This window comes from Prevotella sp. C561, assembly GCF_000224595.1.
Taxonomy (GTDB): Bacteria; Bacteroidota; Bacteroidia; order Bacteroidales; family Bacteroidaceae; genus Prevotella; species Prevotella jejuni.
The window spans coordinates 16,875-42,134 of sequence record NZ_JH114147.1; the positions used below are offsets into that span (position 1 = coordinate 16,875).

22 protein-coding genes, 1 tRNA gene and 1 pseudogene are annotated in these 25,260 nt (G+C 42.1%); 14 read left to right on the forward strand and 10 right to left on the reverse strand.

Annotation, left to right across the window (positions count from 1 at the left end):
* The first annotated feature begins 157 nt into the window (after positions 1 to 157).
* Entirely contained in the window at positions 158 to 1,171 is a 1,014-nt protein-coding gene (locus HMPREF0666_RS09805) for a class II fructose-bisphosphate aldolase (RefSeq protein WP_009012217.1), read from the forward strand.
* A 144-nt stretch (positions 1,172 to 1,315) separates the two neighbouring features.
* On the opposite strand, the gene HMPREF0666_RS09810 is transcribed toward HMPREF0666_RS09805, so the two are convergent.
* Complete coding sequence (locus tag HMPREF0666_RS09810) at positions 1,316 to 2,833, reverse strand: NAD(P)H-hydrate dehydratase (protein ID WP_009012218.1); 1,518 nt, start codon at positions 2,831 to 2,833, stop codon at positions 1,316 to 1,318.
* An 81-nt stretch (positions 2,834 to 2,914) separates the two neighbouring features.
* On the opposite strand from HMPREF0666_RS09810, the gene hpt reads away from it, so the two are divergent.
* The 5 genes and pseudogenes from hpt (at position 2,915) to HMPREF0666_RS09835 (ending at position 7,481) form a co-directional block, all read left to right on the forward strand.
* On the forward strand, positions 2,915 to 3,454 hold the full coding sequence (gene hpt / locus HMPREF0666_RS09815) for a hypoxanthine phosphoribosyltransferase (protein ID WP_009012219.1): 540 nt from the start codon (positions 2,915 to 2,917) through the stop codon (positions 3,452 to 3,454).
* On the forward strand, positions 3,454 to 4,026 hold the full coding sequence (locus HMPREF0666_RS09820; RefSeq protein ID WP_009012220.1) for an adenylate kinase: 573 nt from the start codon (positions 3,454 to 3,456) through the stop codon (positions 4,024 to 4,026). The genes hpt and HMPREF0666_RS09820 overlap by 1 nt, the downstream gene beginning before the upstream one ends.
* Before the next feature lie 153 nt (positions 4,027 to 4,179).
* Positions 4,180 to 5,352: a GTPase ObgE gene (gene obgE / locus HMPREF0666_RS09825; RefSeq protein ID WP_009012221.1), complete on the forward strand. Its 1,173-nt coding sequence runs from the start codon at positions 4,180 to 4,182 to the stop codon at positions 5,350 to 5,352.
* Positions 5,345 to 6,123, forward strand: a pseudogene (pgeF, locus tag HMPREF0666_RS09830) (peptidoglycan editing factor PgeF). The gene obgE and the pseudogene pgeF overlap by 8 nt, the downstream one beginning before the upstream one ends.
* 266 nt (positions 6,124 to 6,389) lie before the next feature.
* The gene (locus HMPREF0666_RS09835) at positions 6,390 to 7,481 is read left to right on the forward strand and encodes a hypothetical protein (RefSeq protein WP_232214094.1); all 1,092 of its coding nucleotides are present in this window, start codon (positions 6,390 to 6,392) and stop codon (positions 7,479 to 7,481) included.
* 85 nt (positions 7,482 to 7,566) lie between these two features.
* Here HMPREF0666_RS09835 and HMPREF0666_RS09840 read toward each other — a convergent pair whose 3' ends face one another.
* Positions 7,567 to 7,752: a hypothetical protein gene (locus HMPREF0666_RS09840; RefSeq protein WP_009012225.1), complete on the reverse strand. Its 186-nt coding sequence runs from the start codon at positions 7,750 to 7,752 to the stop codon at positions 7,567 to 7,569.
* A gap of 11 nt (positions 7,753 to 7,763) precedes the next feature.
* Complete coding sequence (locus tag HMPREF0666_RS09845; protein ID WP_255346426.1) at positions 7,764 to 8,954, reverse strand: phosphoribosylaminoimidazolecarboxamide formyltransferase; 1,191 nt, start codon at positions 8,952 to 8,954, stop codon at positions 7,764 to 7,766.
* A 217-nt stretch (positions 8,955 to 9,171) separates the two neighbouring features.
* Here HMPREF0666_RS09845 and HMPREF0666_RS09850 point away from each other — a divergent pair, with 217 nt between their 5' ends.
* Both HMPREF0666_RS09850 and HMPREF0666_RS09855 read left to right on the forward strand, forming a co-directional pair.
* Positions 9,172 to 9,546: a RidA family protein gene (locus HMPREF0666_RS09850; protein WP_009012227.1), complete on the forward strand. Its 375-nt coding sequence runs from the start codon at positions 9,172 to 9,174 to the stop codon at positions 9,544 to 9,546.
* Between the two features lie 847 nt (positions 9,547 to 10,393).
* Positions 10,394 to 10,678: a hypothetical protein gene (locus tag HMPREF0666_RS09855; RefSeq protein ID WP_009012228.1), complete on the forward strand. Its 285-nt coding sequence runs from the start codon at positions 10,394 to 10,396 to the stop codon at positions 10,676 to 10,678.
* Between the two features lie 355 nt (positions 10,679 to 11,033).
* Here HMPREF0666_RS09855 and rplS read toward each other — a convergent pair whose 3' ends face one another.
* From rplS to HMPREF0666_RS09870, 3 genes are all read right to left on the reverse strand, one after another.
* Positions 11,034 to 11,396: a 50S ribosomal protein L19 gene (gene rplS, locus HMPREF0666_RS09860; protein ID WP_009012229.1), complete on the reverse strand. Its 363-nt coding sequence runs from the start codon at positions 11,394 to 11,396 to the stop codon at positions 11,034 to 11,036.
* 134 nt (positions 11,397 to 11,530) lie between these two features.
* Entirely contained in the window at positions 11,531 to 12,265 is a 735-nt protein-coding gene (locus HMPREF0666_RS09865; protein ID WP_009012230.1) for a phosphatase PAP2 family protein, read from the reverse strand.
* A gap of 451 nt (positions 12,266 to 12,716) precedes the next feature.
* Positions 12,717 to 14,852 (reverse strand): TonB-dependent receptor, encoded by a 2,136-nt coding sequence (locus HMPREF0666_RS09870; RefSeq protein ID WP_009012231.1) that lies wholly within the window; start codon positions 14,850 to 14,852, stop codon positions 12,717 to 12,719.
* Positions 14,853 to 15,169: 317 nt separating this feature from the next.
* On the opposite strand from HMPREF0666_RS09870, the gene HMPREF0666_RS09875 reads away from it, so the two are divergent.
* Together HMPREF0666_RS09875 and HMPREF0666_RS09880 are read left to right on the forward strand one after the other, a co-directional pair.
* A complete protein-coding gene (locus HMPREF0666_RS09875; protein WP_009012232.1) occupies positions 15,170 to 15,934 on the forward strand; it encodes a 5'-nucleotidase C-terminal domain-containing protein in 765 nt (254 codons plus the stop codon).
* Positions 15,935 to 15,954: 20 nt separating this feature from the next.
* A complete protein-coding gene (locus HMPREF0666_RS09880; protein ID WP_009012233.1) occupies positions 15,955 to 16,794 on the forward strand; it encodes a bifunctional UDP-sugar hydrolase/5'-nucleotidase in 840 nt (279 codons plus the stop codon).
* A 442-nt stretch (positions 16,795 to 17,236) separates the two neighbouring features.
* On the opposite strand, the gene HMPREF0666_RS09885 is transcribed toward HMPREF0666_RS09880, so the two are convergent.
* The 3 genes from HMPREF0666_RS09885 to HMPREF0666_RS09895 all read right to left on the reverse strand — a co-directional run bounded on the left by HMPREF0666_RS09885 (position 17,237) and on the right by HMPREF0666_RS09895 (position 19,851).
* Positions 17,237 to 17,569 (reverse strand): hypothetical protein, encoded by a 333-nt coding sequence (locus HMPREF0666_RS09885; RefSeq protein ID WP_009012234.1) that lies wholly within the window; start codon positions 17,567 to 17,569, stop codon positions 17,237 to 17,239.
* A 170-nt stretch (positions 17,570 to 17,739) separates the two neighbouring features.
* Positions 17,740 to 18,903 carry an ATP-binding protein gene (locus HMPREF0666_RS09890; RefSeq protein ID WP_009012235.1) on the reverse strand — a complete coding sequence of 388 codons (1,164 nt, stop codon included), beginning with the start codon at positions 18,901 to 18,903 and terminating at the stop codon, positions 17,740 to 17,742.
* A 201-nt stretch (positions 18,904 to 19,104) separates the two neighbouring features.
* Positions 19,105 to 19,851 carry a porin family protein gene (locus tag HMPREF0666_RS09895; RefSeq protein ID WP_009012236.1) on the reverse strand — a complete coding sequence of 249 codons (747 nt, stop codon included), beginning with the start codon at positions 19,849 to 19,851 and terminating at the stop codon, positions 19,105 to 19,107.
* Positions 19,852 to 20,205: 354 nt separating this feature from the next.
* Between HMPREF0666_RS09895 and HMPREF0666_RS09900 the strand changes: the two genes are divergently transcribed.
* Positions 20,206 to 20,373 carry a DUF362 domain-containing protein gene (locus HMPREF0666_RS09900; RefSeq protein ID WP_008822033.1) on the forward strand — a complete coding sequence of 56 codons (168 nt, stop codon included), beginning with the start codon at positions 20,206 to 20,208 and terminating at the stop codon, positions 20,371 to 20,373.
* A gap of 589 nt (positions 20,374 to 20,962) precedes the next feature.
* Here the strand turns inward: HMPREF0666_RS09900 and HMPREF0666_RS09905 are convergent.
* Positions 20,963 to 21,036, reverse strand: a tRNA-Met gene (locus tag HMPREF0666_RS09905).
* Positions 21,037 to 21,487: 451 nt separating this feature from the next.
* Between HMPREF0666_RS09905 and HMPREF0666_RS09910 the strand changes: the two genes are divergently transcribed.
* The 3 genes from HMPREF0666_RS09910 to HMPREF0666_RS09920 all read left to right on the forward strand — a co-directional run bounded on the left by HMPREF0666_RS09910 (position 21,488) and on the right by HMPREF0666_RS09920 (position 25,238).
* Positions 21,488 to 21,880, forward strand: a complete 393-nt coding sequence (locus HMPREF0666_RS09910) for an START-like domain-containing protein (protein WP_009012237.1) — start codon at positions 21,488 to 21,490, stop codon at positions 21,878 to 21,880.
* Positions 21,881 to 22,081: 201 nt separating this feature from the next.
* A complete protein-coding gene (locus HMPREF0666_RS09915) occupies positions 22,082 to 24,028 on the forward strand; it encodes an LptF/LptG family permease (protein ID WP_009012238.1) in 1,947 nt (648 codons plus the stop codon).
* A 4-nt stretch (positions 24,029 to 24,032) separates the two neighbouring features.
* A complete protein-coding gene (locus HMPREF0666_RS09920) occupies positions 24,033 to 25,238 on the forward strand; it encodes a bifunctional 3,4-dihydroxy-2-butanone-4-phosphate synthase/GTP cyclohydrolase II (RefSeq protein WP_009012239.1) in 1,206 nt (401 codons plus the stop codon).
* The last annotated feature ends 22 nt before the right edge of the window (positions 25,239 to 25,260 follow it).

The following is a 25,260-nucleotide window of genomic DNA, read 5'->3' on the forward strand; positions in this document are numbered from 1 at the left end:
ATAATCTTTAGGCAACGAGCAATTGTTAGGGATTTTAACACTTAAAGGCTATTAAATATGTGTGATGTCTTGGTTATGAGAAAATAAAACCGTACTTTTGCAAATACAAAATAGGTATAGACTTATTAATTTTAATTTTTTAAGCATAATAGAAATTATGGTAGTAGATTACAAGAAATTAGGTCTCGTGAACACACGTGAGATGTTCAAGAGAGCAATCAAAGGCGGTTATGCTATCCCAGCATTCAACTTTAATAACCTTGAGCAGCTTCAGGCTATTATCAAAGCATCTTCTGAGTTGAGATCACCTGTTATCCTTCAGGTATCTAAGGGCGCTCGTAAGTATGCTAACCAGACGCTACTTCGTTACCTCGCAGAGGGTGCTGTAGAGTATGCAAAGGAGTTGGGTTGCCATCATCCAGAGATTGTACTTCACCTTGACCACGGTGATAGCTTCGAGACATGTAAGTCTTGTGTAGACTTCGGCTTCTCTTCTGTGATGATTGATGGTTCTGCTCTTCCATACGAGGAGAATATTGCTTTGACAAAGAAGGTTGTTGAATATGCACATCAGTATGATGTAACTGTTGAGGCTGAGCTCGGTGTTCTCGCTGGTGTTGAGGATGACGTTGTTGCTGAGGTATCTCACTATACAAAGCCAGAAGAGGTTGTTGACTTCGCTACTCGCACTGGTTGTGACTCTTTGGCTATCTCAATCGGTACTTCTCATGGTGCTTACAAGTTCACTCCAGAGCAGTGTACACGTGACCCAAAGACTGGCCGTTTGATTCCTCCTCCATTGGCTTTCGACGTTCTCGCAGCTATCGAGAAGCAGCTCCCAGGCTTCCCAATCGTTCTCCACGGTTCTTCTTCTGTTCCTCAGGAGTATGTTGACATCATCAACGAGCACGGTGGTAAGTTGCCAAACGCTGTAGGTATCCCAGAGGATCAGCTCCGTCAGGCTGCTAAGAGTGCTGTATGTAAGATTAACATCGACTCTGACTCTCGTCTTGCCTTTACTGCTGGCGTTCGTCAAACATTTGATGAACATCCTGAGTACTTCGACCCACGTCAGTACTGTGGTAAGGCTCGTGAGTACATGGAGGACCTTTACAAGCACAAGATCACTGATGTTCTTGGTTCTGATAACAAGCTCGTTAACTGCGACTAATCGTCAGTTGAGATCAGTTTGATTAGATATAAAAATAAGCGGTAGTTCCTTTTGGAGCTGCCGCTTTTTGGTTATTTCGTTTTCTACGAGACGATGTCTCGTAGGCTGATACCTTATTATAATAGGCTACGGGTGAGTGATTGGCTAATCATCCAAGAGCTTAAAGGCCTTAGGAAGATAGTTGATGATATCACTTGCAACAAGGCTCTCCTTACCTAAGTCTTTAGCGGCTAAGTCGCCAGCAAGGCCGTGTAAGTACATTCCCACCATACAAGCGTTCTGTTGATGATAGCCACGTGCAAGGAGGGCTGTGATGATGCCGGTGAGTACATCACCACTTCCAGCTGTTGCCATACCGCTATTACCAGTGGAGTTGAAGATAACGTTGCCATTAGGAAGGCATAGTGCACTGTTATGTCCTTTAAGTATAATGTAGGCTTGTAACGACTTTGCCAACTCACGTGTACGGTGGAGACGCTCGTAATCAGCATTGGCTGGAGAGCCTGTCAGGCGGTCGAGTTCCCTCGCATGAGGTGTCATTATGATTCCCTTTGGTAGTTGTTGCATCCATGCACGATGGCTTGCAAGGATGTTCAAAGCATCCGCATCTGCAACAATAGGACATTGCGCACGTCTTATCTGTGCTATCATCGCAATCGCTGTAGGCTCTTGTCTGCCCAAGCCGGGTCCTATGGCTAATGCATCAAAGTCATCTGTATCAACGGCTTCGGTAAAGGCTGTCTCCTCGTGGTCCATCTGTAAGACTGCTTCAGGGACTGCAATCTGCATGATGTCGTAGTTCTTCTTGGGTGTATGTACGGTGGTCTTGCCCACACCACAGCGTAGACAAGCACGAGCAGACAATATTGCTGCCCCAGACATACCATAACTACCAGCTATGATAAGCGCATTCCCCATGTCTCCCTTGTGTGCGAAGTCGTCCCGATGGATAAGACGTGAACGAATGTCGCTCTCTTCTAATACATAAAACTGTGCTTCTGTCTTCTGAATAAACTCCTGACTTAAACGAATGTCAAGTACTTTCAGTCTACCAATAAACTGCTGTGCATCAGCGAACAGGAAGGAGAGTTTCCGCTCGTGGAGGGTCAGCGTGAGTGTAGCATGGATGATATTGGCACGTACATTATAAGTGTTGTCTTCAGACATCAGGCCTGATGGCACATCAATACTTACAATCTTTGCAGGACTCTGATTGATATATTTCACCAAAGAAGCAAATCCTCCAGCCAAAGGCTTGTTGAGTCCAGATCCGAAGAGACCGTCAATAACCAAAGTGTCAGCGGTCAGCTCTGGTGGATCAAACTTTGCTGTAATCTCAGTAAAGTCCTTTGCATGCTTACCATCAAGCAGACGCTGACGGTTTGTTACGCAGTCTTCCGATAGATGATTGGTGATATTAAAGAGGAAAGTACTTACCTTATACCCTTCATTTATCAGTAATCTGGCCACAGCAAGAGCGTCCCCACCATTGTTGCCAGGGCCTGCAAAGACAACAATTGGCGTGTTTGTAGACCATTCCTCAGTGATAGCACGAGTAATAGCCTTGGCCGCACGTTCCATCAAGTCAATCGACTTGATTGGTTCATGCTCTATAGTGTATCTGTCCAGTTCGTGAATCTGGGCACTTGTAAATATCTTCATAACGATGGCAAATTTACAAAATAAATGCGGATAGTTTGGTATTATTTTCGTAATTTTGCGCTAAATTATAAATAAAGAAGCATGAGTCGCGTAACAATTAAGGATAAAACGTTTGAGACTTCTATCCCAGAAGCAGAGATTCTGGATAGGGTGAAACAGGTAGCAGAGCGTATTAATAAGGATTTTGAAGGTAAGAAACCATTGTTCCTTGCTGTGCTGAACGGTTCGTTTATGTATGCCTCTGACTTAATGAAGAATATCACTATCCCATGTGAAATATCTTTTGTCAAGTTAGCCTCTTATCAAGGTGTTACTTCAACAGGCACTATCAAGGAGATTATCGGTTTGAATGAAGACATCCGTGGCAGGGAGGTCATCATTGTAGAAGATATTGTTGATACAGGTGCAACGATGAAGCGTATGCTCGAGACACTTGGTACACGTGAGCCAGCAGGACTACATATTACAACCTTACTATTGAAGCCAGGTAAGCTTACAGTACCTTTGAACATAGAGTATGCAGCTATTGAAATACCAAACGACTTTATCGTTGGCTATGGACTCGACTACGATCAAGAGGGTCGTAACTTAAGGGATATATACACATTAGTACAAGAATAATGAAGAATATTGTGATTTTCGGTGCGCCAGGTGCAGGTAAAGGCACTCAGAGCGACAGGATGATTGAGAAGTATGGGTTCGGTCATATCTCTACAGGTGACGTACTTCGTAATGAGATAAAGAATGGTACAGAACTCGGTAAAACGGCAAAAGGTTACATTGACAATGGTCAGCTCATTCCTGACGAGTTGATGATAGACATCCTTGCAAGCGTCTATGACAGCTTTGGAAAGGAGCATAAGGGAGTTATCTTCGATGGTTTCCCACGCACTATCCCACAAGCAGAAGCATTGAAGAAGATGTTGGCTGAGCGTGGTCACAACGTAGCAGCAATGATTGAACTATTTGTTCCAGAGGACGAGTTGATGAAACGTCTACTTCTCCGTGGACAGCAGAGTGGCCGTTCAGACGATAACGAGGAGACTATTAAGAAGCGTCTTAACGTGTATCACAATCAGACTTCTCCATTAATCGACTGGTACAAGGGTGAGAATATCCACCATCATGTGGAAGGTCTCGGAAGTGTAGATGAGATCTTCGCACGTATTGCGTCTGTTATTGAAGAACTTTAATATACTGGCTGATAGGTGTTAGGTATGGGCAGATACTATATGTATTGTCTTTTCCTAAAGCCTATCAGCTTTTTGCTAATTAGACCTTAAATAACAAAAGGTCAGTTGATATAAACGATTATTCATACTATTCTCTAACATTCATCACTTGCTATGGCTGATTCGAATTTTGTTGATTATGTAAAGATATACTGCCGCTCTGGTAAGGGAGGTAGAGGTTCCATGCACCTTCGTCATGTGAAGTATAACCCTAATGGAGGCCCAGATGGTGGCGACGGTGGCAAAGGTGGGAGCGTTTATCTGCGTGGTAACCACAATTATTGGACGCTGTTGCACTTGAAGTTTCAGCGTCACATTTATGCTGAACATGGTGGTAATGGGGGTCGTGACAAGTGTCATGGTACGGATGGTAAGGATGTTTATATCGACGTTCCATGTGGTACTGTTGTCTACGATGCCGAGACGGGCAAGTATGTCTGTGATGTTATGCACGACGGACAGACGGTATTGCTGTTGAAAGGTGGACGTGGTGGATTGGGTAACTTTCAGTTCCGTACATCCACAAATCAGGCTCCCCGCTATGCACAACCAGGTGAACCAATGCAGGAGATGACTGTTATTCTTGAGTTGAAGTTGCTGGCCGATGTCGGTCTGGTGGGTTTCCCGAATGCAGGTAAGTCTACTTTGCTTTCTTCTCTCTCAAGTGCAAAGCCCAAGATAGCCAACTATCCCTTCACAACAATGGAACCTTCGTTAGGAATTGTCAGCTATCGTGACAACCAGAGCTTCGTGATGGCCGATATTCCAGGTATCATTGAAGGGGCAAGCGAAGGTAAGGGACTCGGCTTGCGCTTCCTCCGTCATATTGAACGCAACTCTCTTCTCCTCTTTATGGTACCAGGGGATACAGACGACATCAAGCGTGAGTATGAGATACTACTTAATGAGTTGCAGCAGTTTAATCCTGAGATGCTCGACAAGCACCGTGTTTTAGCGGTAACAAAGAGCGACCTTCTTGATGATGAACTCATTGAGATGCTGCGCGAGACATTGCCAACCGACCTTCCTGTAGTCTTCATTTCAGCAGTTACTGGACAAGGTCTTGATGAGCTGAAGGATATTCTATGGAGGGAACTGAACGCTGAGAGTAATAAGCTACAGGGTATTCTCTCAGAAGACACACTTGTCCATCGTGACAAGGATATGTCGCGTTTTGCTGCCGAGTTAGCGGCTGAGGATGCTGATATAGATGATGTTGAAGAGGTTGGAATAGACGAGTTAGATGAGGTGGAAGACCTCGAAGATTTTGAATATACGGATGATTAAGCCTGTTCTACATTACTTTAATCTTGCCGACGAGGTAGTCTGCTTTAGCACTACGCGCCATGGCGGTGTTAGCAAGGGGAAACTTGCAACACTGAATATCAACCCTCATCGGGGGGATGACCCATCTGCTGTAACCGAAAACCTGCAGGCCGTAGCTGCAGAGATTGGCGTCAAAGCAGATAAGATTGTCCGTCTTCATCAGATACATGAGACGCACTGTCTTACCGTGACGGATGATTTCTTCCATCTTTCAGTCGCTGAACAGTATGAGAGGGAAGAAGGGAAAGATGCTGTCGTTACCGATTGTCGTAACGTTTGCATTGGTGTTCATACGGCCGATTGTGTTCCTATCTTTTTTACGACCCCGTTCACTCTGCTATTGGGGCAGCCCATGCCGGTTGGCGTGGCACGGTGCAACGTATCGCTCAACATACACTTCGTAAGATGACAGAACTGTACGGTACCAATCCAAAGGAACTTAAGGCAGTTGTAGGACCATGCATCTCATTAAAGAACTTTGAGGTTGGTCAGGAGGTATATGACGCCTTTTCTGAAGCTGGCTTCCCTATGGAACGTATTGCACGGATGTATGAGAAATGGCATATCGACCTTCCGCTCTGTAATCAACTTCAATTAGAAGAACTCGGTGTACCAACTGCTAACATCCTTCAGGCGGCTATCTGCACCTATGATAATGCTTCCGATTTCTTCTCAGCACGTATTCTAAAGGAGGGATTTGGCACTATTTACACTGGTATAGCCCTGCGATAAATTTCTGCATGACGTGTTGTCACATATTTATTGTCATGTAAATAAATATTTCTTGTCGTGAAAATAAATCTTTCTTGTCGTGAAGAAAAATATTTCTTATCATGAAAAGAATTCGAGAAGGGTGTTTGTGTAAGTGGTGTTGAGCGTTCAGCTCGGGATATAATAAGGTGAAGAAATGTGATTGAAAGGCATGTCTTTGTGAATAATTTAGTATCTTTGCTGTCTAAGGAGACGTTTATTCCGTACCGAGATATTTGTTGTATCGTATGAAGAAAATCCTGTTTTTCCTTTCAATATGTATGCTGTTGGTGGCTTGTACAGACAAGCGACAGGAGCAGATAGCGAAGGTTCTCTTCCTGTTGAATAGAACTGGAACATCCTATGAAATGCAAAATATTAATGGTAGACAGTATTATCTGAATGTGGATAGTCTGTTGGATGGTATTGATACGACTTATATTAAAACATGCAAAGGACCAAGAGCTTTTCCTGTGGTACAGTCTTTATTAGATTCATTATGTACTACTAAAGAACTTTGCGAACTCACTAATAGGAGCTATTCTGCGGGTGTTCGACTTGCAGCTACAGATGCTTTGATACGTCGAAAGTATGCACACTTAGAGGAAATATTACTCTCGAATTATACTGATACGACGAAGATTTATGTGCGTTCAGATGATGTTATAGAAGAGGAATATGCTGGTAGTGTGTTCTTACGTAATGTTCAGTCATGCAGAGATAAGACGGTCATTAGTAAGAAAGATTCTTTGCGTAATGACTCTTTAGCGCTCTATACACCCGGATTGTCCAAATATCAATATACAAAGAAACTTTTATTGAGACTTCCACCAAAGGAAAGCTATTACTCAAGAGTAAAGGAGATTGTTCTTAAAGAACGAACCTATCAAGCATTGAAGGCTTTAGCTTCCTATCGTAGAGAGGAGGATAAATCTATCTTATTGGATGCTTTATCACATTATGATAATGATAATGAAGATGTTGGTTGGGAAGATGATGAAACCGATAATGCCTTGTTGGCAGTTACGGTTTGGGCTTGTCAAGATTTCATTCCTTTGCTGATGCGCATCCGAGACTATGAAATAAAGAAACATGATGGTAGTATGCTACCTCGTAGCAAATACTTATTTGAGGCAGTAATGGCTTATAATAATCAGTGGGCATACAACTTTATTGACGCAACGCTTGCCTTGTCATCAAAAAAGAACGGCCGTGAGTCTTACTCTGATATTACGATGGCAACAAGTTTCCATTCGGCTATGTTGTCTCATTACAACCCTCGCTTTGTTAGGTTATTAGGGAAATATCCTGGTGAAGACTTCGGTGATGGATATGAATAAACAGTTATAAAACCAAAAGCAAACGCCCTCATTTCTCCAGTTCCCTTCGATAGGGACGGACAAACGAGGGCGTTTGTTGATTTATTTACTTGTGTCGGTTGGCACGTTGCTGACGGTATTTCGCCTTCTGCTTAGCGCTGCCAGAGCCATGAGCACCAGTGATATACTTCTTCTTCTTGGCTTTGGTTTTCACCTTACCATCATCGGTCTTGGGTTTCGAGGCACCTCGAAATACCATTCCACTCTCGATGATTTCATCTATATCGCTCATATTTAATCTCTTTAATGATGGAATAAACGAACGCCCGTAAAGGTCATTGCGATGTTATACTTATCACATGTGTCGATGACATGGTCGTCACGAATACTCCCTCCGGCCTGTGCTATATACTCTACACCACTCTTGTGCGCACGCTCAATATTGTCGCCAAACGGGAAGAATGCGTCAGAACCGAGTGCAACACCAGTGTTTTTGGCAATCCACTCCTTACGCTCTTCACGTGTCAGAGGCTCTGGACATTCTGTAAAGAACTGTTGCCATACGCCATCTTGCAGCACGTCTTCATACTCGTCAGAGATGTAGATGTTGATAGTATTGTCCCTATCGGCACGGCGAATATCCTTCTTGAATGGGAGGTTCATAACCTTTGGGCACTGACGTAGCCACCATTCGTCAGCCTTATTACCAGCTAAACGGGTACAGTGGATGCGACTCTGCTGTCCAGCCCCAATCCCTATAGCTTGTCCATCAGCCACATAACAAACCGAATTACTCTGAGTATATTTCAAAGTAATCAACGATATGATAAGATCTCGCTTGGCATTCGCAGTGAAAGTCTTGTTCTTTGTAGGAATGTTCTCGAAGAGCTTGGGGTCATCAAGCTTCACTTCGTTGCGCCCTTGTTCAAAGGTAATACCGAAGACTTGCTTCCTCTCGATAGGAGCAGGTACATAGTCAGGGTCAATCTTGATAACATTGTATGTCCCCTTACGCTTCGCCTTTAGAATCTCTAAAGCCTCCGGAGTATAGTCAGGGGCTATCACACCGTCGCTAACCTCACGTTTGATAAGTAGCGCAGTCTCCTTGTCGCAGGTGTCACTGAGCGCACAGAAATCGCCGTATGAGCACATACGGTCGGCTCCACGAGCACGTGCATAGGCACTGGCAAGCGGTGTAAGCTCGAAGTCAACGTCGTCGACAAAGTAAATCTTCTTGAGTGTCTCACTCAAAGGAAGACCCACTGCAGCGCCAGCTGGGCTGACATGCTTGAACGATGCGGCTGCAGGAAGACCCGTAGCAGCCTTCAGCTCCTTAACAAGCTGCCAACTGTTGAGTGCATCAAGAAAGTTAATGTAGCCTGGACGACCACTGAGAACTGTGATGGGGAGTTCGCCTTCCTCCATATAGATACGTGAAGGCTTCTGGTTCGGATTGCATCCGTACTTAAGAGCTAATTCTTTCATATAACTTATGTGGTATATGTAAATGGTTATGCAAAGGTAAGGAAAATAATGGAATACGTTGTTACGGTCGTTGTTTTTAAGTAAAATAGCCCTTCAGGTTTGTTTCTTTTGAAAGAAATCATTACTTTTACACTCGATAAAAATTAATCTTTGGAGCATAGAGGGCTGTCTTGTCGTTGACTATACACCCTCGGCTACCTTTAATCCCTTACAAATTATAATAGATATGCAAGCATTACACACAGACAAGGCACCTGCTGCAGTAGGTCCTTACAGCCAGGCCATCGAGGCTAATGGTTTCATTTTCGCATCTGGTCAGCTCCCTATTGACCCAGCTACCAATGCTTTCGCTGAAGGAGGTGTGAAGGAACAGACACGCCAATCACTCACGAATGCACGTAACGTGTTGGCTTCAGCTGGTGTTGACCTGTCTCATGTCGTTAAGACAACAGTATTCCTTTCAGATATGGAGAACTTCGCAGCGATGAATGAGGTTTATGCTGAGTTCTTCAAGGAACCTTATCCTGCTCGCTCAGCCTTCGCTGTCAAAGCTTTGCCAAAGGGTGCACTCGTTGAGGTGGAGTGCATTGCTGTGAAGTAAGGTGGTGTGATTTACCTAATCGTATGTTCTTAGCTTGTGGGGAGGATGGCCAGTTCTCTCATGGAATGGCACAGATGTTTACATACGAGTAACGTTCATCTGGATTTATCCCAATCGTCTTGATGTAAATAATTTTCGCCTCTCTCGGAAACAGTATATGCCCCTCAAGCTAAGAGAAGAGGCCTAATTAGATTGTAGAACATGCCCTTCTTGCTTATAGAAGACGCCCTTCTTGATGCAAGAAGGGCATCTTCTGCAATGCTGTTTGTAATAAGCTGATATAGTGAGGATTATAAGCTTGATAGTTGAGGATATTATATTCCTGCTATGAGAGAGTTTTTCTCTATAATATGTAATGATTTTTTACGTATCTACAAATGCCCTTGAGATAGGAAGAGGAAGGTATGGAACATCCATTAAAAAGTCGGATGCACTGGTAGAAAAGCTTGAAAGAGGAACGTTTTGTTGCTTAGGAAGATAGATAGAAAGGATAGGAAAGACGATAATCACCCTTTTTCTGTCGTTATATGATGTGTTTGCACGAATGGTATTAAGGCTTAATCGCCTTCCGAGATACTGTTTGGATGGAGGATAGAAAGGGGCGGATGAGGCGTTAGATAACTCAGAATAAGGTTTGTTAGATTAGATTTTTCTTTATTAGAAAACGGTGTAAGGCGTTCTAAGTCAAAGCAGTATCGCATGGTGATGGAACTCATTAAATTATTACCCCTTCGTTTACAAGTTTAATTAACATATTTAATGTTGAGAAAAGCCGTTGAATATTACTTAATTACTTATTCTTTTATTACTTTTGTAACACGTTAGTATTTATACTGGAGAATGAGGTATGAGAAAGAAGCTTAGAACCATTATCGAGGAGCTTGGGCAAAGGACGTATCTGCGTAAAGAGCTGGCTTCCGATTTGGAGAGATTGTCTGACAGGTTAGCACTTTATCACATCCACTTGGGGTCAGCATCGTTAAAGAAGCTGATTGGCTATTTCAAGGGGATAGAAAAACCTTCTAAAAAAACATTAGATAGGCTGGCTCTCTTTGCAGGGTTCCAAAACTGGAAGGATTTAAGTGCTGCTTTGCATGGCGAAAACGATGCGAAGTTGAATTATGAAGATTAAGTACTCCATTGTATGATGGGGTAGGGGATAGTCTTGAAGACTGGATGCTGAAAGACTATCTGTGAGGATTTGTAGGGACATACGGTAGGTTTATCCGCAGGTAAGGCCTGTTATGAGATAAACAAGGCGTATATCCCTACATTGTTTTAATGTCATTTTTGATAGAGGAATACCACGTCTCGGGGTTAAGCGAAAGGTGAGATGTAAGTTTGTATGTAAGTTCTCAGGATGATTGATTTCGCTCTCTTTCTAACGTGTCACAGGTGAGGTAGTGGTAAATAAACCTTTTGAAGGACAAATAAAAAAGCCCGAAACCAATGGTTTCGAGCTTTTATTTTCTTGGATTCTCAAGGATTTACTTTTCAACAGCAACGGTTCTCTTCTCCTTGATGCGTGCAGCCTTACCTGTAAGATTACGTAGGTAGTAGAGTTTCGCACGGCGAACCTTACCACGCTTGTTCACCTCGATAGAATCGATGTTAGGTGACTCAATAGGGAAGATACGCTCAACACCGATGGTGCCTGACATCTTACGAACAGTGAAACGCTTCTTCTCTCCATGACCAGAAATCTTGATTACTACGCCACGGTAGAGCTGAATACGCTGCTTATTACCCTCGACGATTTTGTAAGCGACAGTGATAGTGTCACCAGCCTTGAACTCTGGGAACTGCTTGCCGGTTGCAAATGCTTCTTCAGCAACTTTAATTAAATCCATTGTCTTTTATTAATTAAATATTGTTTGTCGTTCCAACGTAACATAGTCCATGACTCTTCCACGACCAGCGGTTACGCCAAAAGCGATGCAAAGTTACTACTTTTCAATGAAATGACAAAGTATTTATATGCTTTTTAATGCTTATTTGTTGCAAGCACCTTTGCAATCTCCTTCTTTGCCTTAGCCATCTGCTTCTGGAAAGCATCTGATGACTGTACGGCAGCAAAGCCTACACTTGCACAGAGACGGCCTGCGTCGACATCGCTCTGATAGTGATATCCACAGATTACTCGGCTCTGACCATATTCGTAGGCATGCTTCATGATTTCGTTGCCACGGGATGGGTTCAAGGCTGTTAAGGTCAATCCGAAAATCCATCCACGGCAAGTATGACCAGAAGGATAGGAACCGTTGTTGATTAATTCTGCCTCGAACTGTGGTTGGAGGGTATGCTCATGGAACTGAGCAAATGGACGCTTGCGCATATACTTAGCCTTGGCGCGGTCGACAGCATGGTTACCATCAATACCAATCATATACATGAGCTTGTAAGTCTCGGGTGTTTTCTCGGGTGTGATGAGCATGCCAAAGGAAGGAGCAAAGCCTACGAGGACTGAATCAACATCAAAGTTAGCATCGAACTTAGCCTGTGCAGCACGCTCTTTGTCCTCTCTCATCTTGCGACCCCACCAATACTGATGGAAGTCATAGTCGAACTGATAGGATGCTGTGTCAGGTGGGGCTGGGAGGTAGATACCGGCATCTGGCATGTCAGCCTCTGGTATGAACGACTGCTTCTTGTAATCCTGAGCATTCACCGTCATGCCTATTAATAGCATAACAAAGCTTACGAACAAACTCTTTCTCATAATGAATAATTGTTTTAATGAATTTAAGTTGATATGTGTTATATGCTGCAAAAGTAGGGAATTGTACGTGTTTTTCAAAGGTTTAATAGGTTTTTAATAGTTGCATTCTGCATTGACTGTCGTTCTGAGGGGTTGCAACTATTGGCTTCTTTACGTATAAATGGCTGATAGTGTGACCTTATATTATAGTGTCGTAATACTTCTTCGTTTGCGTAACAACAATCGTGCTAATAGGATAAAGGCTTTAAGATAGTAAATGAAAAGCAGGAAAGAGGAGCAACATGCGTTGCTTTCCATCTTCCCTGCCTGTGGGTTACGATATATAAATAAGGTGTATCAGTGTTTAAAAGGACCTCTTGTATAAGTGTAAGAGGACTGTTTAATCAACCTCAGCTTCCTTATTTAGGAAACTCCCAACACCTGTGAATATCTTTAAGAGAGTGTTTTAACCTTAATACTTAAACACAGCTGTGAGCGTAATCTTGCGTCCATCAGCATGAGCATACTCTGCATTACGTGCCATCATCATAGATGCTGGTGTGTAATAAGTGTAGTTTAGCAAGTTAGATACAGCCAAACTCAAGTCACAAACCTTCAGTTTAACACCTGCAGTGAGGTTTAGTAAGTTGATACGACTTACTATTCCTTCTCCTTCATTATACTGTCCTGATGCGTTAGGAGCAAATCGGTCACGCTTACCCGTGTGCATGTATTGCAGCTGGAGATAGGTGTTCTTGACTGGAGCATAGTTGACATACATTGCCAACTTAGCGGCTGGGATAGAGATATTCGACATGTATGTGTCCCAATCACCAGTAGCTGATTTGAGCTTACCTTCGAACCATGAGAAATTAGCACCAGCCTTTAAGTTGCTGAGGATTTGTGCGTCTGCACTCAACTCAACGCCATATACCTTCTGTGGAGTACGATTGACTACCCAGAAGCCGTGGTCTATCTTGAGGTCACTTCCTAACTTAGAATAGGTGTAGAAGAACGAACCATTGAGTTGCAGCCAATGGTTGATATCAGAGTAAGCACCAATCTCGTAGTTGTTAGTCTTTACTGGTTCTGTGGAGATCTTAGCGAGTACATCCGCCTTAGCAGCACGTAGTGTACGACCTAAATCGAAGATAGAAAAGCCTTGAGAGTAGGCTACGAAAGGTTGAAAAGCAGGATATTTGTTATAAGAAAGACCTACGTTAAAAGACATGTTATTATACTTCAGCGTCCCACCCTTGACCTGAACCTGTGGGTCAGAGAGCTTATTACGCAACACGTCGTAGTCTGGCACCTTCACACTAATGTAGTCGTAACGACCTCCAAGTTTGACGTTAAGGTGCTGCCAGAGCGTTGTCTTGATCTGAACAAAGGGTGCATGGTTGTTACTTGTCAGCCATGGCATCCAATACCTGCCGTCTACTAAGGGTTGAGAAGTCTTATTGTAGAGGTAGTCGTAACCGTAGACTATGTGCGCAAAGGCATCGTCAGAGAATATAAGACGACTATTGAACTGAGCACGAACACCGAACTTACGGTCCTTAACAGCCGACTGTCCGCTTGTTTCCTCCCATCTTGGTTGTGCTGGATTAGCCTTGCGGAAGTCGAAGATGGTGTATAGACTTGAACCATAAACAGACGCTTCTAAATCGGTGTGCTTGAATATGTCCTTTGAAGTAAACTTGAGGTACGCATTGTGGTTGTACCTTGTTCCCTCGTCAACTGCCTGTGGGTCCTTGTTGCCAATGACGCCAATAGAAGGGCTTTGGAGATACTTTCCACCGAAAGGAATCAGTTTTGTGTCCTGCAAACTACGATAGAAATTATACATCAACTCAATTCTGTTCTTTGGAGACAGGCTGTAACCGAGATTGACGAGGGCATTCGTGGTGTAAGTATCACCGAGTCCGTAACGTGGAGAAATAAACTCTCCGTCACCGTCAATAGCGCTACCTGTACGTCCGAAAGCACCATTTACGAGATAATCGAAATTACCCACACGTCCATAGACTTGCTGGTTGATGCGATAACCTTGGCCTTTTCCTTTACGGAAGAAATTGTAGGTTGACCCTGAGAGAGTCGTCTCTCCTGCAAAAGACTTATTGGTAGTATTCTTCTTAGTGATGATGTTTATCAATCCACCGATAGCCCCATTACCATAGAGAGCAGTAGATCCCTTCACTACTTCTATATGGTCGATAGCAGCGATGTCAATGGTTCTTATGTCACGATCGGTTGAACGTAAAGGAGTTGATTGAGGGATTCCATCAATCAAGATAAGTGCACTTCGTCCGCGAAGTGATTGTGAGCGCGAGCTTGTGGTATTGCTCGATAGAGCCATACCAGGTGTGAGCATACCCAAAAGGTGGGTGATGTCAGGTGCAGCCTTACTCATTTCTGCTATTTGCTTCTGGTCAATGATGGTAACAGTAGCAGCCGCATTCTGCTTTACTTCAGGCATACGTGTTGTACTAATCGTTACCTCTTTGAGTTGTAATGTGGTGTCTTCCATCTCTTGTGCTTGTGCATTACAAGGCATTGCAGCCATTGTGAGCATTGTAAGAGATAGGTAAATTACTTCTTTCTTCATGTGAACACAATCCGTTAAATATTAATAATTGGTTACAAAAGTATAAATAATCTTTCAAACTCACAATACCTAAAACAAGGTATAGTTAGGGTCGTAGGGGATGCTGTCGTTTGTCCTTTCATGAAAAGAGAGACTATCTTTCATTCTTAGACAAGCAGTGTATTCGATTTTTTTCTTACTTTTGCATTGTCTTTTTAGATGTTGTCAGTTTGCGACATCACCTATATATAATAGGTGGAAATTATCGGTTATCAAATAAAGGATGTGTATTCTTTGTTCTGACAGGTCTTTATGAGAACTATAAAATGTCATTATATATGTATAAGAAAACAGTTTATCTGTCTGGACTAACGGCGGTATTAGCGTTGACAGGCTGTGCTTCTCATTATGAGTTAGCGGGCATTCAGCGTACACGTGTGCTGGTTGACAGTAGGTATGATGCTACTCCTGATGCTGAAGCAGCAAAGTTTATGGAACCATTTAAGCATAAGGTTGACTCTGTGATGGGACCTGTTGTGGGCGAGGTCGACCACGAGATGGTGGCTCATCGGCCTGAGAGCGACCTTTCTAACCTGTTAGCAGATATTATGGTATGGTCTGCTCGCAGCTATAATGAGAAGGTTGACTTTGGTGTTTACAATATGGGAGGTATCCGTGCAGCACTTTCTAAGGGTAAAGTGACCTACGGAGATGTGTTAGACATTGCTCCTTTTGAGAATAAGATATGCTTTGTGACACTCACAGGTGAGAAGGTTTTGGAGTTGTTCTCACAGATGGCACATACTGGTGGTGAGGCTGTCAGCCATGGGGTAGAACTCGTTTTCACACGTGACCACAAGTTGAAATCGGCTCGTCTCAATGGTAAGGAGATTGACCCAAAGGCAACTTATCGTATTGCAACTCTTGACTACTTGGCGCAAGGTAATGATAAGATGGAGGCTTTCAAGTCGGCTACTAATGTCGTATCACCCCAAGCAAGCAGTAATAATACACGCTTCCTTATCATGAACTACTTTAAGGAGCAGACTGCTCAAGGTAAGGTTGTCAATTCACATAAAGAAGGACGTATCCGAGTGGAATAATCTTTTAACGATACACATGTATGAAAAGAAATATATTATTGATTACTTTCTGCTTCCTGGCTGTTCTCGCTTTCGGTCAGAATAAGCACTTAACAATTCTGCATACTAACGATGCGCATAGCCAGATCTATCCGCTTAATACGAATCTTGCAGACACGATGAAGGCTGGACGAGGCGGTTTCGTGCGTCGTGTGGCTATGATTAAAGAAGAGAGAAAGAAGCAACCAGACTTGCTGCTCTTTGATAGTGGCGACTTCTCACAAGGCTCTCCTTATTATACAATGTTCAAGGGTGATGTTGAAGTGGGACTGATGAATCAGATGCACTATGACGCTGCTACGATTGGTAACCATGAGTTCGACTTTGGTATGGACAATATGGTTCGCCTCTTTAAGATGGCTAAGTTCCCTATTGTATGCGCTAATTACGACTTTACGGGTACGCCACTTCAGGGCTTGGTAAAGCCCTACGTTATCTTGAAACGTAATGGCTTAAAGATAGGTGTCTTCGGTCTTGCTCCTAAGTTGGATGGTCTTGTGGTGAAGGCTAACTATGGTAAGATTGTTTATAACGACCCTGTGGCTTGTGCACAGAAGGTTATTGACGAGTTAAAAGCAAAGAAATGCGATTTGATTATCTGTATCTCCCATCTTGGATGGAATATAGAAGGGGTCAGTGATGAGGAGGTTATTGCTGGAACTCGTGGTCTCGACCTCATTTTAGGTGGTCATTCGCATACCTTCCTGACTAAGTTAGAATACGTGAAAGACCTTAATGGTAAGATGGTTGGCGATGATCAGAATGGTAAGCATGCTATTTACGTCGGTAAGTTAGTACTTGATATGAAGAAGAAAAAGTAAGTCTTTCAATCGATAAGACCTATATATAAATAATGTGGGCTGTATCAATAAGGTTGTTAATGGCTATCTTATTGATACAGCCCATTGTTGTTCATGCGCTATGGGCATTGTTGAGAGTATGAGAATAGATGCTTTCTACTGTCGCCTTCTCCGCCATTCTATAAGCCTGAAGAGAAAGATAAAAGAGCGTGCAGAGGGTCTAATACGAATTATTTTCATGAAAAGAAATATTTATTTTCATGATGAGAAATATTTTTTTTCACGATAATAAATTCTTTTATTCATGGTAATAATTTGTGGAAATCGGTCTCTTTTGTTTACAAGAACCAAACCCAATAGTAGGAGTTGACGGTTATTACAGCTACTATTGGACGTTGGTTATGATGTAAAAAGCTATAATCTGATAGTGTTCTCGTATTATGAAAGGTGTTTGTGAGCACCTTTATCTTATGTAAATCTGCCCAGGCTTCCTGTCACTCTTTGCTTTCTTCATATTTTCCTGATACTTTTGAATGATAGGCTTCAGATACTTTTTTGATTTTGTTGTAATCAGCATCACGCCGCCAGTACGTGGATAAAATAGCTTGTTGAAGTCACCGTTTTTGATAACATTCACACTAATGATGTCTTTCTGGTCAAGGTTATCGATGTTCTGTACCTCAACTCCATCTACAAGAAACACTGGTATGTTCAGACTATCTTGCTTTTCTTTAGTCTGTGCGCTAATGTTTATACTTGCAACGAGTGCACAAAGAAGGATAATAAACTTTCTCATAACTACTTTTGTTTACGATTTGTAATACAACAAAGATACTGTTTTTTTATATTTTGAAACTAATTCCTCGCTTTTTTAACATCTTTTGTTGTCTACCTATTCGGCATTGGGAAAAGAAGAGGGGAGCCTCTGTAACAGAGAAATAGTACCTTGTCTTGAATAATAAAGACTCAGAGAATGGAAGATATATGGCGATAGTTGATAAGGTTGATGTTGTCACTCGTGTTCTCAAAGTCGCCAGAGTAGACTATAGCCTTCCTACTTATGGGGGTCTTTATCCAGCCTTCAATCTGTGTGAGTGTCTTCTCAAAAGATGAACTATAAGTCATAGAAGACTTCACTTCAATGGCTGTTAGTTCCCCTTCCTGCTTGATTAAGAGGTCAACTTCATTCTGATTAGAGTCGCGATAGAAGAATACTCCACCCTCTAATCCCATGTTATAGCGATGCTTGATGGCCTCCATAACAATCATATTCTCAAAGATAGCACCACGCATCTTATCCCTGTCTAACTGTTGAGGAGTCTCGATGTCGAGTAGATAACAGGCCAGACCAGGGTCGTTGAAATAGAGTTTAGGACTCTTCACCAGTCTTTTGGGTATGTTCTCATAGTAGGGTGGGAGGAGCGTTATGAGGTAAGAAGCCTGCAAGACAGAAAGCCAGTGGCTGATAGTCTTGGAACTTACGCCTATCTCTGCACCTAATTCAGAAGCGTTGAAGAGTGAGCCTATTCGTGCTGCACACTGCTTCAAGAACTTTGTGAAGCGTATTTGGTCTTTCATCTGTAGGAGATCTCTTACGTCTTTCTCCAAGTATGTCCTAACATAAGAGGGGTAAAAGAACTTAGCAATATTCTTCTTTGCACAGATAGAAGGGTAGAGCCCGTTGTAAAGGATTTGATTTAGATTGTCTAAATCAATCTTTCCTGTAACCTCCTGTATGGACATTGGCAACAGTTCGAACACCCCTGCACGACCAGCAAGAGATTCTGATAAGTTCTTCATTACCTCGAAATTCGAACTTCCTGACAATGCGAAATGTCTCTTGGGATTGTTATCTACAATGCCTTGTATGTAGTCTAATAGTTGAGGACACCTTTGTATCTCGTCAATAAACATTCCTTCATCTGTCTGATTAAGGAAGGCTATGGGATCATTCTTTGCGTAATCAATAATGTTGAGGTCCTTTAGACTGTATTTCTCGTAGAATGGGAATAATTGAGTTAGCAATGTACTCTTGCCTGATTGACGTGGCCCAGAGACTGCTATCACGGAGAAGTATTTTGATGCCTCAAGTATCGTTTCCTCTATTTTGCGATGTATATAATCGTTCATAAGTTTATGTAAAATTGAAGTTCAACTCCAAAATTACATAAAAAAGGCATGCGTACAAGTGAAAAGCGTGTTTTTAATAAAAAAATCTATGCAATTTTGGAGTTGCACTTCAATATTGCATAGATTCTATAAGTGTTCTGGTAAGTCTTCTTCCGTTGCCTTTCTTCGATGTAATATCTGCTAATTTTGCAAACAAGCGATTTATTCAAAGTAGAAAGTGAGGGCTATCATCTTTGCCCGTGTATCGTTGACAGAGTTGGTGTACATGAGCATATTCTTGTCTTGGAGGTTTTTTGAATGACTCTTGTCAAGGCTATTAGTAAGACTGTACATGAACTTTAATTCTGGACGTAACTTAAAGTAAGGGAGGTAGAAATCACATCCAAGTCCCACTTCTACGAAGACATCGCTACGTTTGAGCTTGATATAATCATTGTCCTTACCTGAGAGATTGAGCATGGGGTTCAATCCTAACATTACGTATGGACGGTGGTTGTTGAATCGTGGGGCCGCTGCAATGAGGTCGAAAGCGCATGAGATATATGCTGTCTTTAGTTCTTGCACCTGTTCAGTAGGTTCGCCTTGCGTATTAAGGTCTGTGAGGTTTCGGAAAGTGAGATGTCGTGTGCCAAAGTACATGGCTGGGGCCATACGCAGTTGGAGGGTTGAGTTGAGTCGTAACTCACCTAAGACGCCAACAGTGAAGCCCGCATCCCAACGGTCTTGGTCTACTGATATAGTCTTCTGAACCAGTCCGTTACCATCTCCAAGGTCTACCATCTGTGGTCCAACATTATTGAGTTCGAGGTCTTGCAGATGTGTTCCGACGAGTACACCGAAGTGAAATTCACGCAAGTCGGTGTAGGGACGGTTCTGAACTCTCCGTTCCTGTGCATGGCTTGAAAGCACAGTAGCCAATGAGATAAGTGCGAATAGTATTCTTTTCATATTATTCTTCAAACGTTTATCTACTTGTTTTATTGTCTATCTTCCTGTTGATATTTCCTCTTTTTTAGGTGTCTCTCATCCTTTTTAGGTATGAAGCAAGAAAAACGATGTTGTTTAATGTAATAGAGGAAAGCCTTCGTGATTGTTGTATTCTTTGTTTGTAAGTTTCTATTTAATAGTTAGTTACGTTTATGAAAGGCCTTGTAATTCTATTTTTATGTCGTCTAAATATTTGTAATTTATCTCATTATGTTTAGGTATTAAGGAATTTATTCCTAACTTTGCACCATCAAATTTAGGTATAAACCTATTTGTAATACAAGAACATTATTAACATTATAAATTATTTATATTATGGCTTACGTAATTGGTAATGATTGTATCGCTTGTGGTACATGTATCGATGAATGTCCAGTAGAGGCAATCTCTGAGGGTGATATCTATAAGATTGACGCAGACGCATGCACAGAATGCGGCACATGTGCGTCAGTTTGTCCAAATGAGGCTATTAGCCTTCCATAAGGTTTATAACCTGTTACTGATTAAATTCACAAGGCGAGTCGTAAGGCTCGCCTTTTTGTGTTTTATGTCCGAGCAACTTTTATTAGCTTCTTCTTTCTTAATAGCAAAGTTTATGATGGTTCTGGTTAACGGAGGAATGCAACTTTTTAAAATAAGAGGGATATAATACGTACTACTACAAGAATAGTTTTAAATTCGTTTTGCTGTCATTTTTAACATTTGACGTAACTTCTCTGTAAACAAGATAGTTAGGTGGTAACTTTGTGTGACGGCAGTGACAGTAAGTTTAGTTTTGGTTGGAAACTACTTTGCAGATGGTACATAGAAATAGAACATGCGGTGAGCTTTCTGTTGGCATGGGCAACTGTAAAGTAATACGAGAAATCTAATGCAATAAAGAAAGGTTGTGTAATCACTTGAAACGAGGGCTGAATCTAATACTATATACCAGATAACTTCTTTCTTATAGATATGAGTGAGCTTTATCAGATACCAATCATTATAAGTTGGTATATCTATTTCTTTATATTAAAAGGATAGTATATAAGCAAAAAAGGTTGGTAATCAAAAATGATTATCAACCTTTTTGTAGCGGGACGGGGCTACGATCCCCGGACCTCCGGATTATGAATCCGACGCTCTAACCAACTGAGCTATCCCGCCATCCATATTACTTTCGTTCTCGAAAGCGGGTGCAAAGGTATGAAGAAAAAATCATACTTGCAAATAATAACTCACTTTTTTGTGGTTTATTCATTAAAAACATTCTTTCTCTGTGTCTGATACTGCAGGGGAGGCGATGGTTTGCTGCTTATTACAATAAGGATAGAAGATATGCTTTTGAGTAAGAACACCATCCTAATTTATGCTTATTAATGATGGAATACAATAAAAACAAGAAGATATACGTTTAAAGGCTGTCCTTCTGTTTGGCGCAGTAAGAGAAGAAAACGGTTCTATGATGATATTATCGCAAGTATATCTAACGGCTATTTAAGTAACTGCTAAGAACAAACTTATATGATGACTTTATTTCTGGAAGAGGATAGTATGAGGGCGAAGAGACACAATAGAGAGTTGATAAATAAGCATAAACAAAACGCTTTACTTAGTTATGAGTAAGAAAGTAGAATTAGAATACGAATTGAAAACACGTTCAGGCAGTGCTGTGTGGGCACTGATTAGCACACCTATAGGGCTGAAGAAGTGGTTAGCAGATGACGTGACAATAAATGAGGATGTCGCAACTTTTGTATGGGGCGACCCGCTTCGTGAGCATGATATACATACAGCAAAAATCGTCGAAATGGTCAAGAACGACCATGTACGTTTCCATTGGGAGGCTTCGGAGGATGAAGCTTATTGGGAGATAAAGATGTTCCATAGTGAGATTGCAGGTAATTACCATCTATATATAACTGACTTTGCAGAGGACGATGACGTCGAGGGCTTAGAACAGATGTGGAATCAGAACATTGAACGCCTACATGTCATAACGGGAATGTAAGCTCCTTGATGCTAATTTGGCGTGAACAGATAGATGAAAGAGGCTGGTTAAAGAATAAAAATATTAAAAAAGACAATTACTCTGATATTTTTATGTAAATTTGCAAAAGGTAAGCTATTCTCCACTGATGGGACCTCTGTATCCTTAATGTGTCATAGCTCGTATGTAAATAAGGGAGAATAAACTCCTTGTCATTATATCATGTTTCGAATCAAGAAGTTAGATATCTTTATTGCCAAGCAATTTGGTATGCTTTTCATGGGAACTTTCTTCATCAGCTTGTTTGTGTTGATGATGCAGTTCTTGTGGAGATACGTTGATGACTTGATAGGTAAAGGATTGTCTATGGACGTTCTTGGACAATTCTTCTGGTACATGAGCTTAATGATGGTACCACAGGCTCTTCCGTTGGCAATTCTTCTTTCATCGCTAATCTCCTATGGTAACCTTGGTGAAAGTTCGGAGTTGACGGCTATCAAGGCTGCTGGCATCTCTCTTATTCAGTCGTTTAGAGGACTAATCTTTATTAGTGTTCTTATCGCTTTTGGCTCGTTCTATTTCCAAAACAATGTGGGGCCAACAGCACAAAAGCATATTGCTCAATTACTTATATCCATGAAACAGAAGAGTCCTGAGCTGGAAATACCAGAAGGAATCTTCTATGATGGTATCCCACAGACGAACCTCTATGTTGAAAAGAAGGATATGAAGACTGGCCACCTATATAATATTATGGTGTATAGGATGACAGACAGCTACGAAGACCAGGCTATTATCCTTGCTGATTCAGGTATGTTACAGTCTACAGCAGACAAGAAACACCTTGTATTGAACCTATGGAGTGGAGAGTGGTTTGAGAACATGCGCTCACAAGAAATGGGTAATAGTGCCAGTGTCCCATATCGTCGAGAGACATTTGCACATAAGCATATAGTCCTTGACTTCGATGGTGACTTCAACTTAACGGATATGGCTGGTATCTCAAATGATGCTCGTACGAAGAGTATTACGAAGATACAGCACGATAAGGACTCCCTTGTTCACGTCTACGATAGTGTGGGTAACGCCTTCTATAAGGATGCACAGTCCCTTTATTATCGAACGCCTAAGTTAAAGGCTGTCGAAAGGAAGGAGGCCATAAAACTGTCGGAAGAAAAGGCTTTTAACATAGATTCGGCCTTTAATAAGCTACCTGCCGATCAGCGACGTTATGTTGTTGACCAAGCTTTATCGACCGTTCAGCAAGAAGTAAGCGACCTTGATTTTAAGAGTATGATAACCAGTGATGGTGATAAGCTTATCCGATTGCATGAGATAGAGATTATTAATAAGTTTACATTATCGCTGATATGTATTATCTTCTTCTTTATCGGTGCACCACTCGGTGCTATTATCCGAAAGGGAGGATTGGGTATTCCAATCATTATCAGCGTTATAGTGTTCATAATCTTTTATATCCTCGATAATACAGGTTATCGAATGTCGCGACAGGGTGACTGGGCTATCTGGTTTGGAAAGGGCCTTTCTATGGCCGTACTTATCCCAATGGCGATATTCTTTACGTACAAAGCCAACAATGACTCAACTGTATTCAATGCAGATATGTATAGGAGAATGTTGATGAAGATGTTTGGAATGAGGGTGAAACGTAGCGTTGCGAGCAAAGAAGTTATCTTGCATGACCCTGACTATGATAAAGATGCAGAACTACTGAAGGATTTGAACGTTAGAATTGAGGACTATGCTAAGACTCGAAGACTTAAGTCAGCACCTAATGTAATAAAGGTGTTCTTCCGTTATCATACGGATCATGTCATCGAGAAGATTAATGATGAACTTGAAACTGTCATTGAAGACTTGGGTAATACACGCAATAAGGTCATCATGACAGAACTGAATAAATACCCAATATTAGCTGTTAAGGCACATACAAGACCGTTCGACCATAAGTGGTCTAATATTCTTGCAGCAGTGATACTGCCAGCTGGTATCTTCTTCTACTTCCGCATGTGGCGTTTCCGCTTGCGTCTTTATCGTGATCTCCATACGATTATTGGCTGTAACGTGATGATAATCTCAGAGATAATACGGATGAAGGAAAGAGAGGGGCAAAGGTTTATTGGTATCGAAACAACAAACAATCAGTAACAATATGGAAGACTTTAAACTCGATAGCATCGAAGATGCGCTGAAAGACTTTCGGGAGGGAAAGTTCGTTATCGTAGTTGATGACGAAGACCGAGAGAATGAAGGTGACCTTATCATGGCTGCAGAAATGATCACACCAGAGAAGGTTAACTTTATGTTGAAGAATGCACGAGGTGTGCTTTGTGTACCTATTACGATGTCACGTGCGGAAGAATTGGACCTACCTCACCAAGTTTCTGATAACACATCAATGCTTGGTACTCCGTTCACCGTTACCGTTGATAAGCTGGAAGGCTGTTCGACAGGTGTGTCTACACATGATCGTGCTGAGACAATCAAGGCGTTGGCCGACCCAAAATCTACTCCACAGACCTTTGGCCGACCTGGTCATATCAACCCATTGTATGCTCAAGACAATGGAGTTCTGCGTCGTTCGGGTCATACCGAGGCTGCCGTCGATCTCTGTAAGCTCTCTGGCTGTTTCCCAGCGGGTGTGTTGATGGAGATAATGAACGAAGATGGATCGATGGCGCGTATGCCTGATTTGCAGAAACGTGCAAAGGAATGGGGACTGAAGATTATTAGTATCAAGGATATCATAGCTTATCGCTTGAAGACCGAGACAAGTATTGTTGTCGGTGAGGAGGTAGAGCTTCCTACTAAATATGGTATGTTCCATCTGATTCCATTCCGTCAAGCGAATGGATTAGAGCACATGGCACTTATTAAAGGTACGTGGACAGAAAACGAACCGGTGCTTGTGCGTGTACACTCTTCATGTGCGACGGGCGATATTCTTGGTAGTCAACGTTGTGATTGTGGTGAGCAACTGCACAAGGCAATGGAGATGATTGAGAAAGAAGGTAAGGGTGTCCTTATCTATATGCAACAGGAAGGACGTGGCATCGGCTTGATGAATAAGATTGCTGCCTATAAACTGCAGGAAGAAGGACTTGATACTGTTGAGGCAAACCTCCACCTTGGCTTCCGTCCTGACGAACGTGATTATGGTTGCGGAGCACAGATGTTGCGCCATCTTGGCGTCCATAAGATGCGTCTGATTACAAACAACCCAACGAAGCGTGTGGGGCTTGAAGCTTACGGATTGGAGATTGAGGAGAATGTCCCTATTGAGATTACTCCTAATAAGTTTGATTATCGCTATTTGAAGACGAAGCGTGATCGCATGGGGCACGACTTGCATCTATAAAGATAATATTCTATTGAAAGGC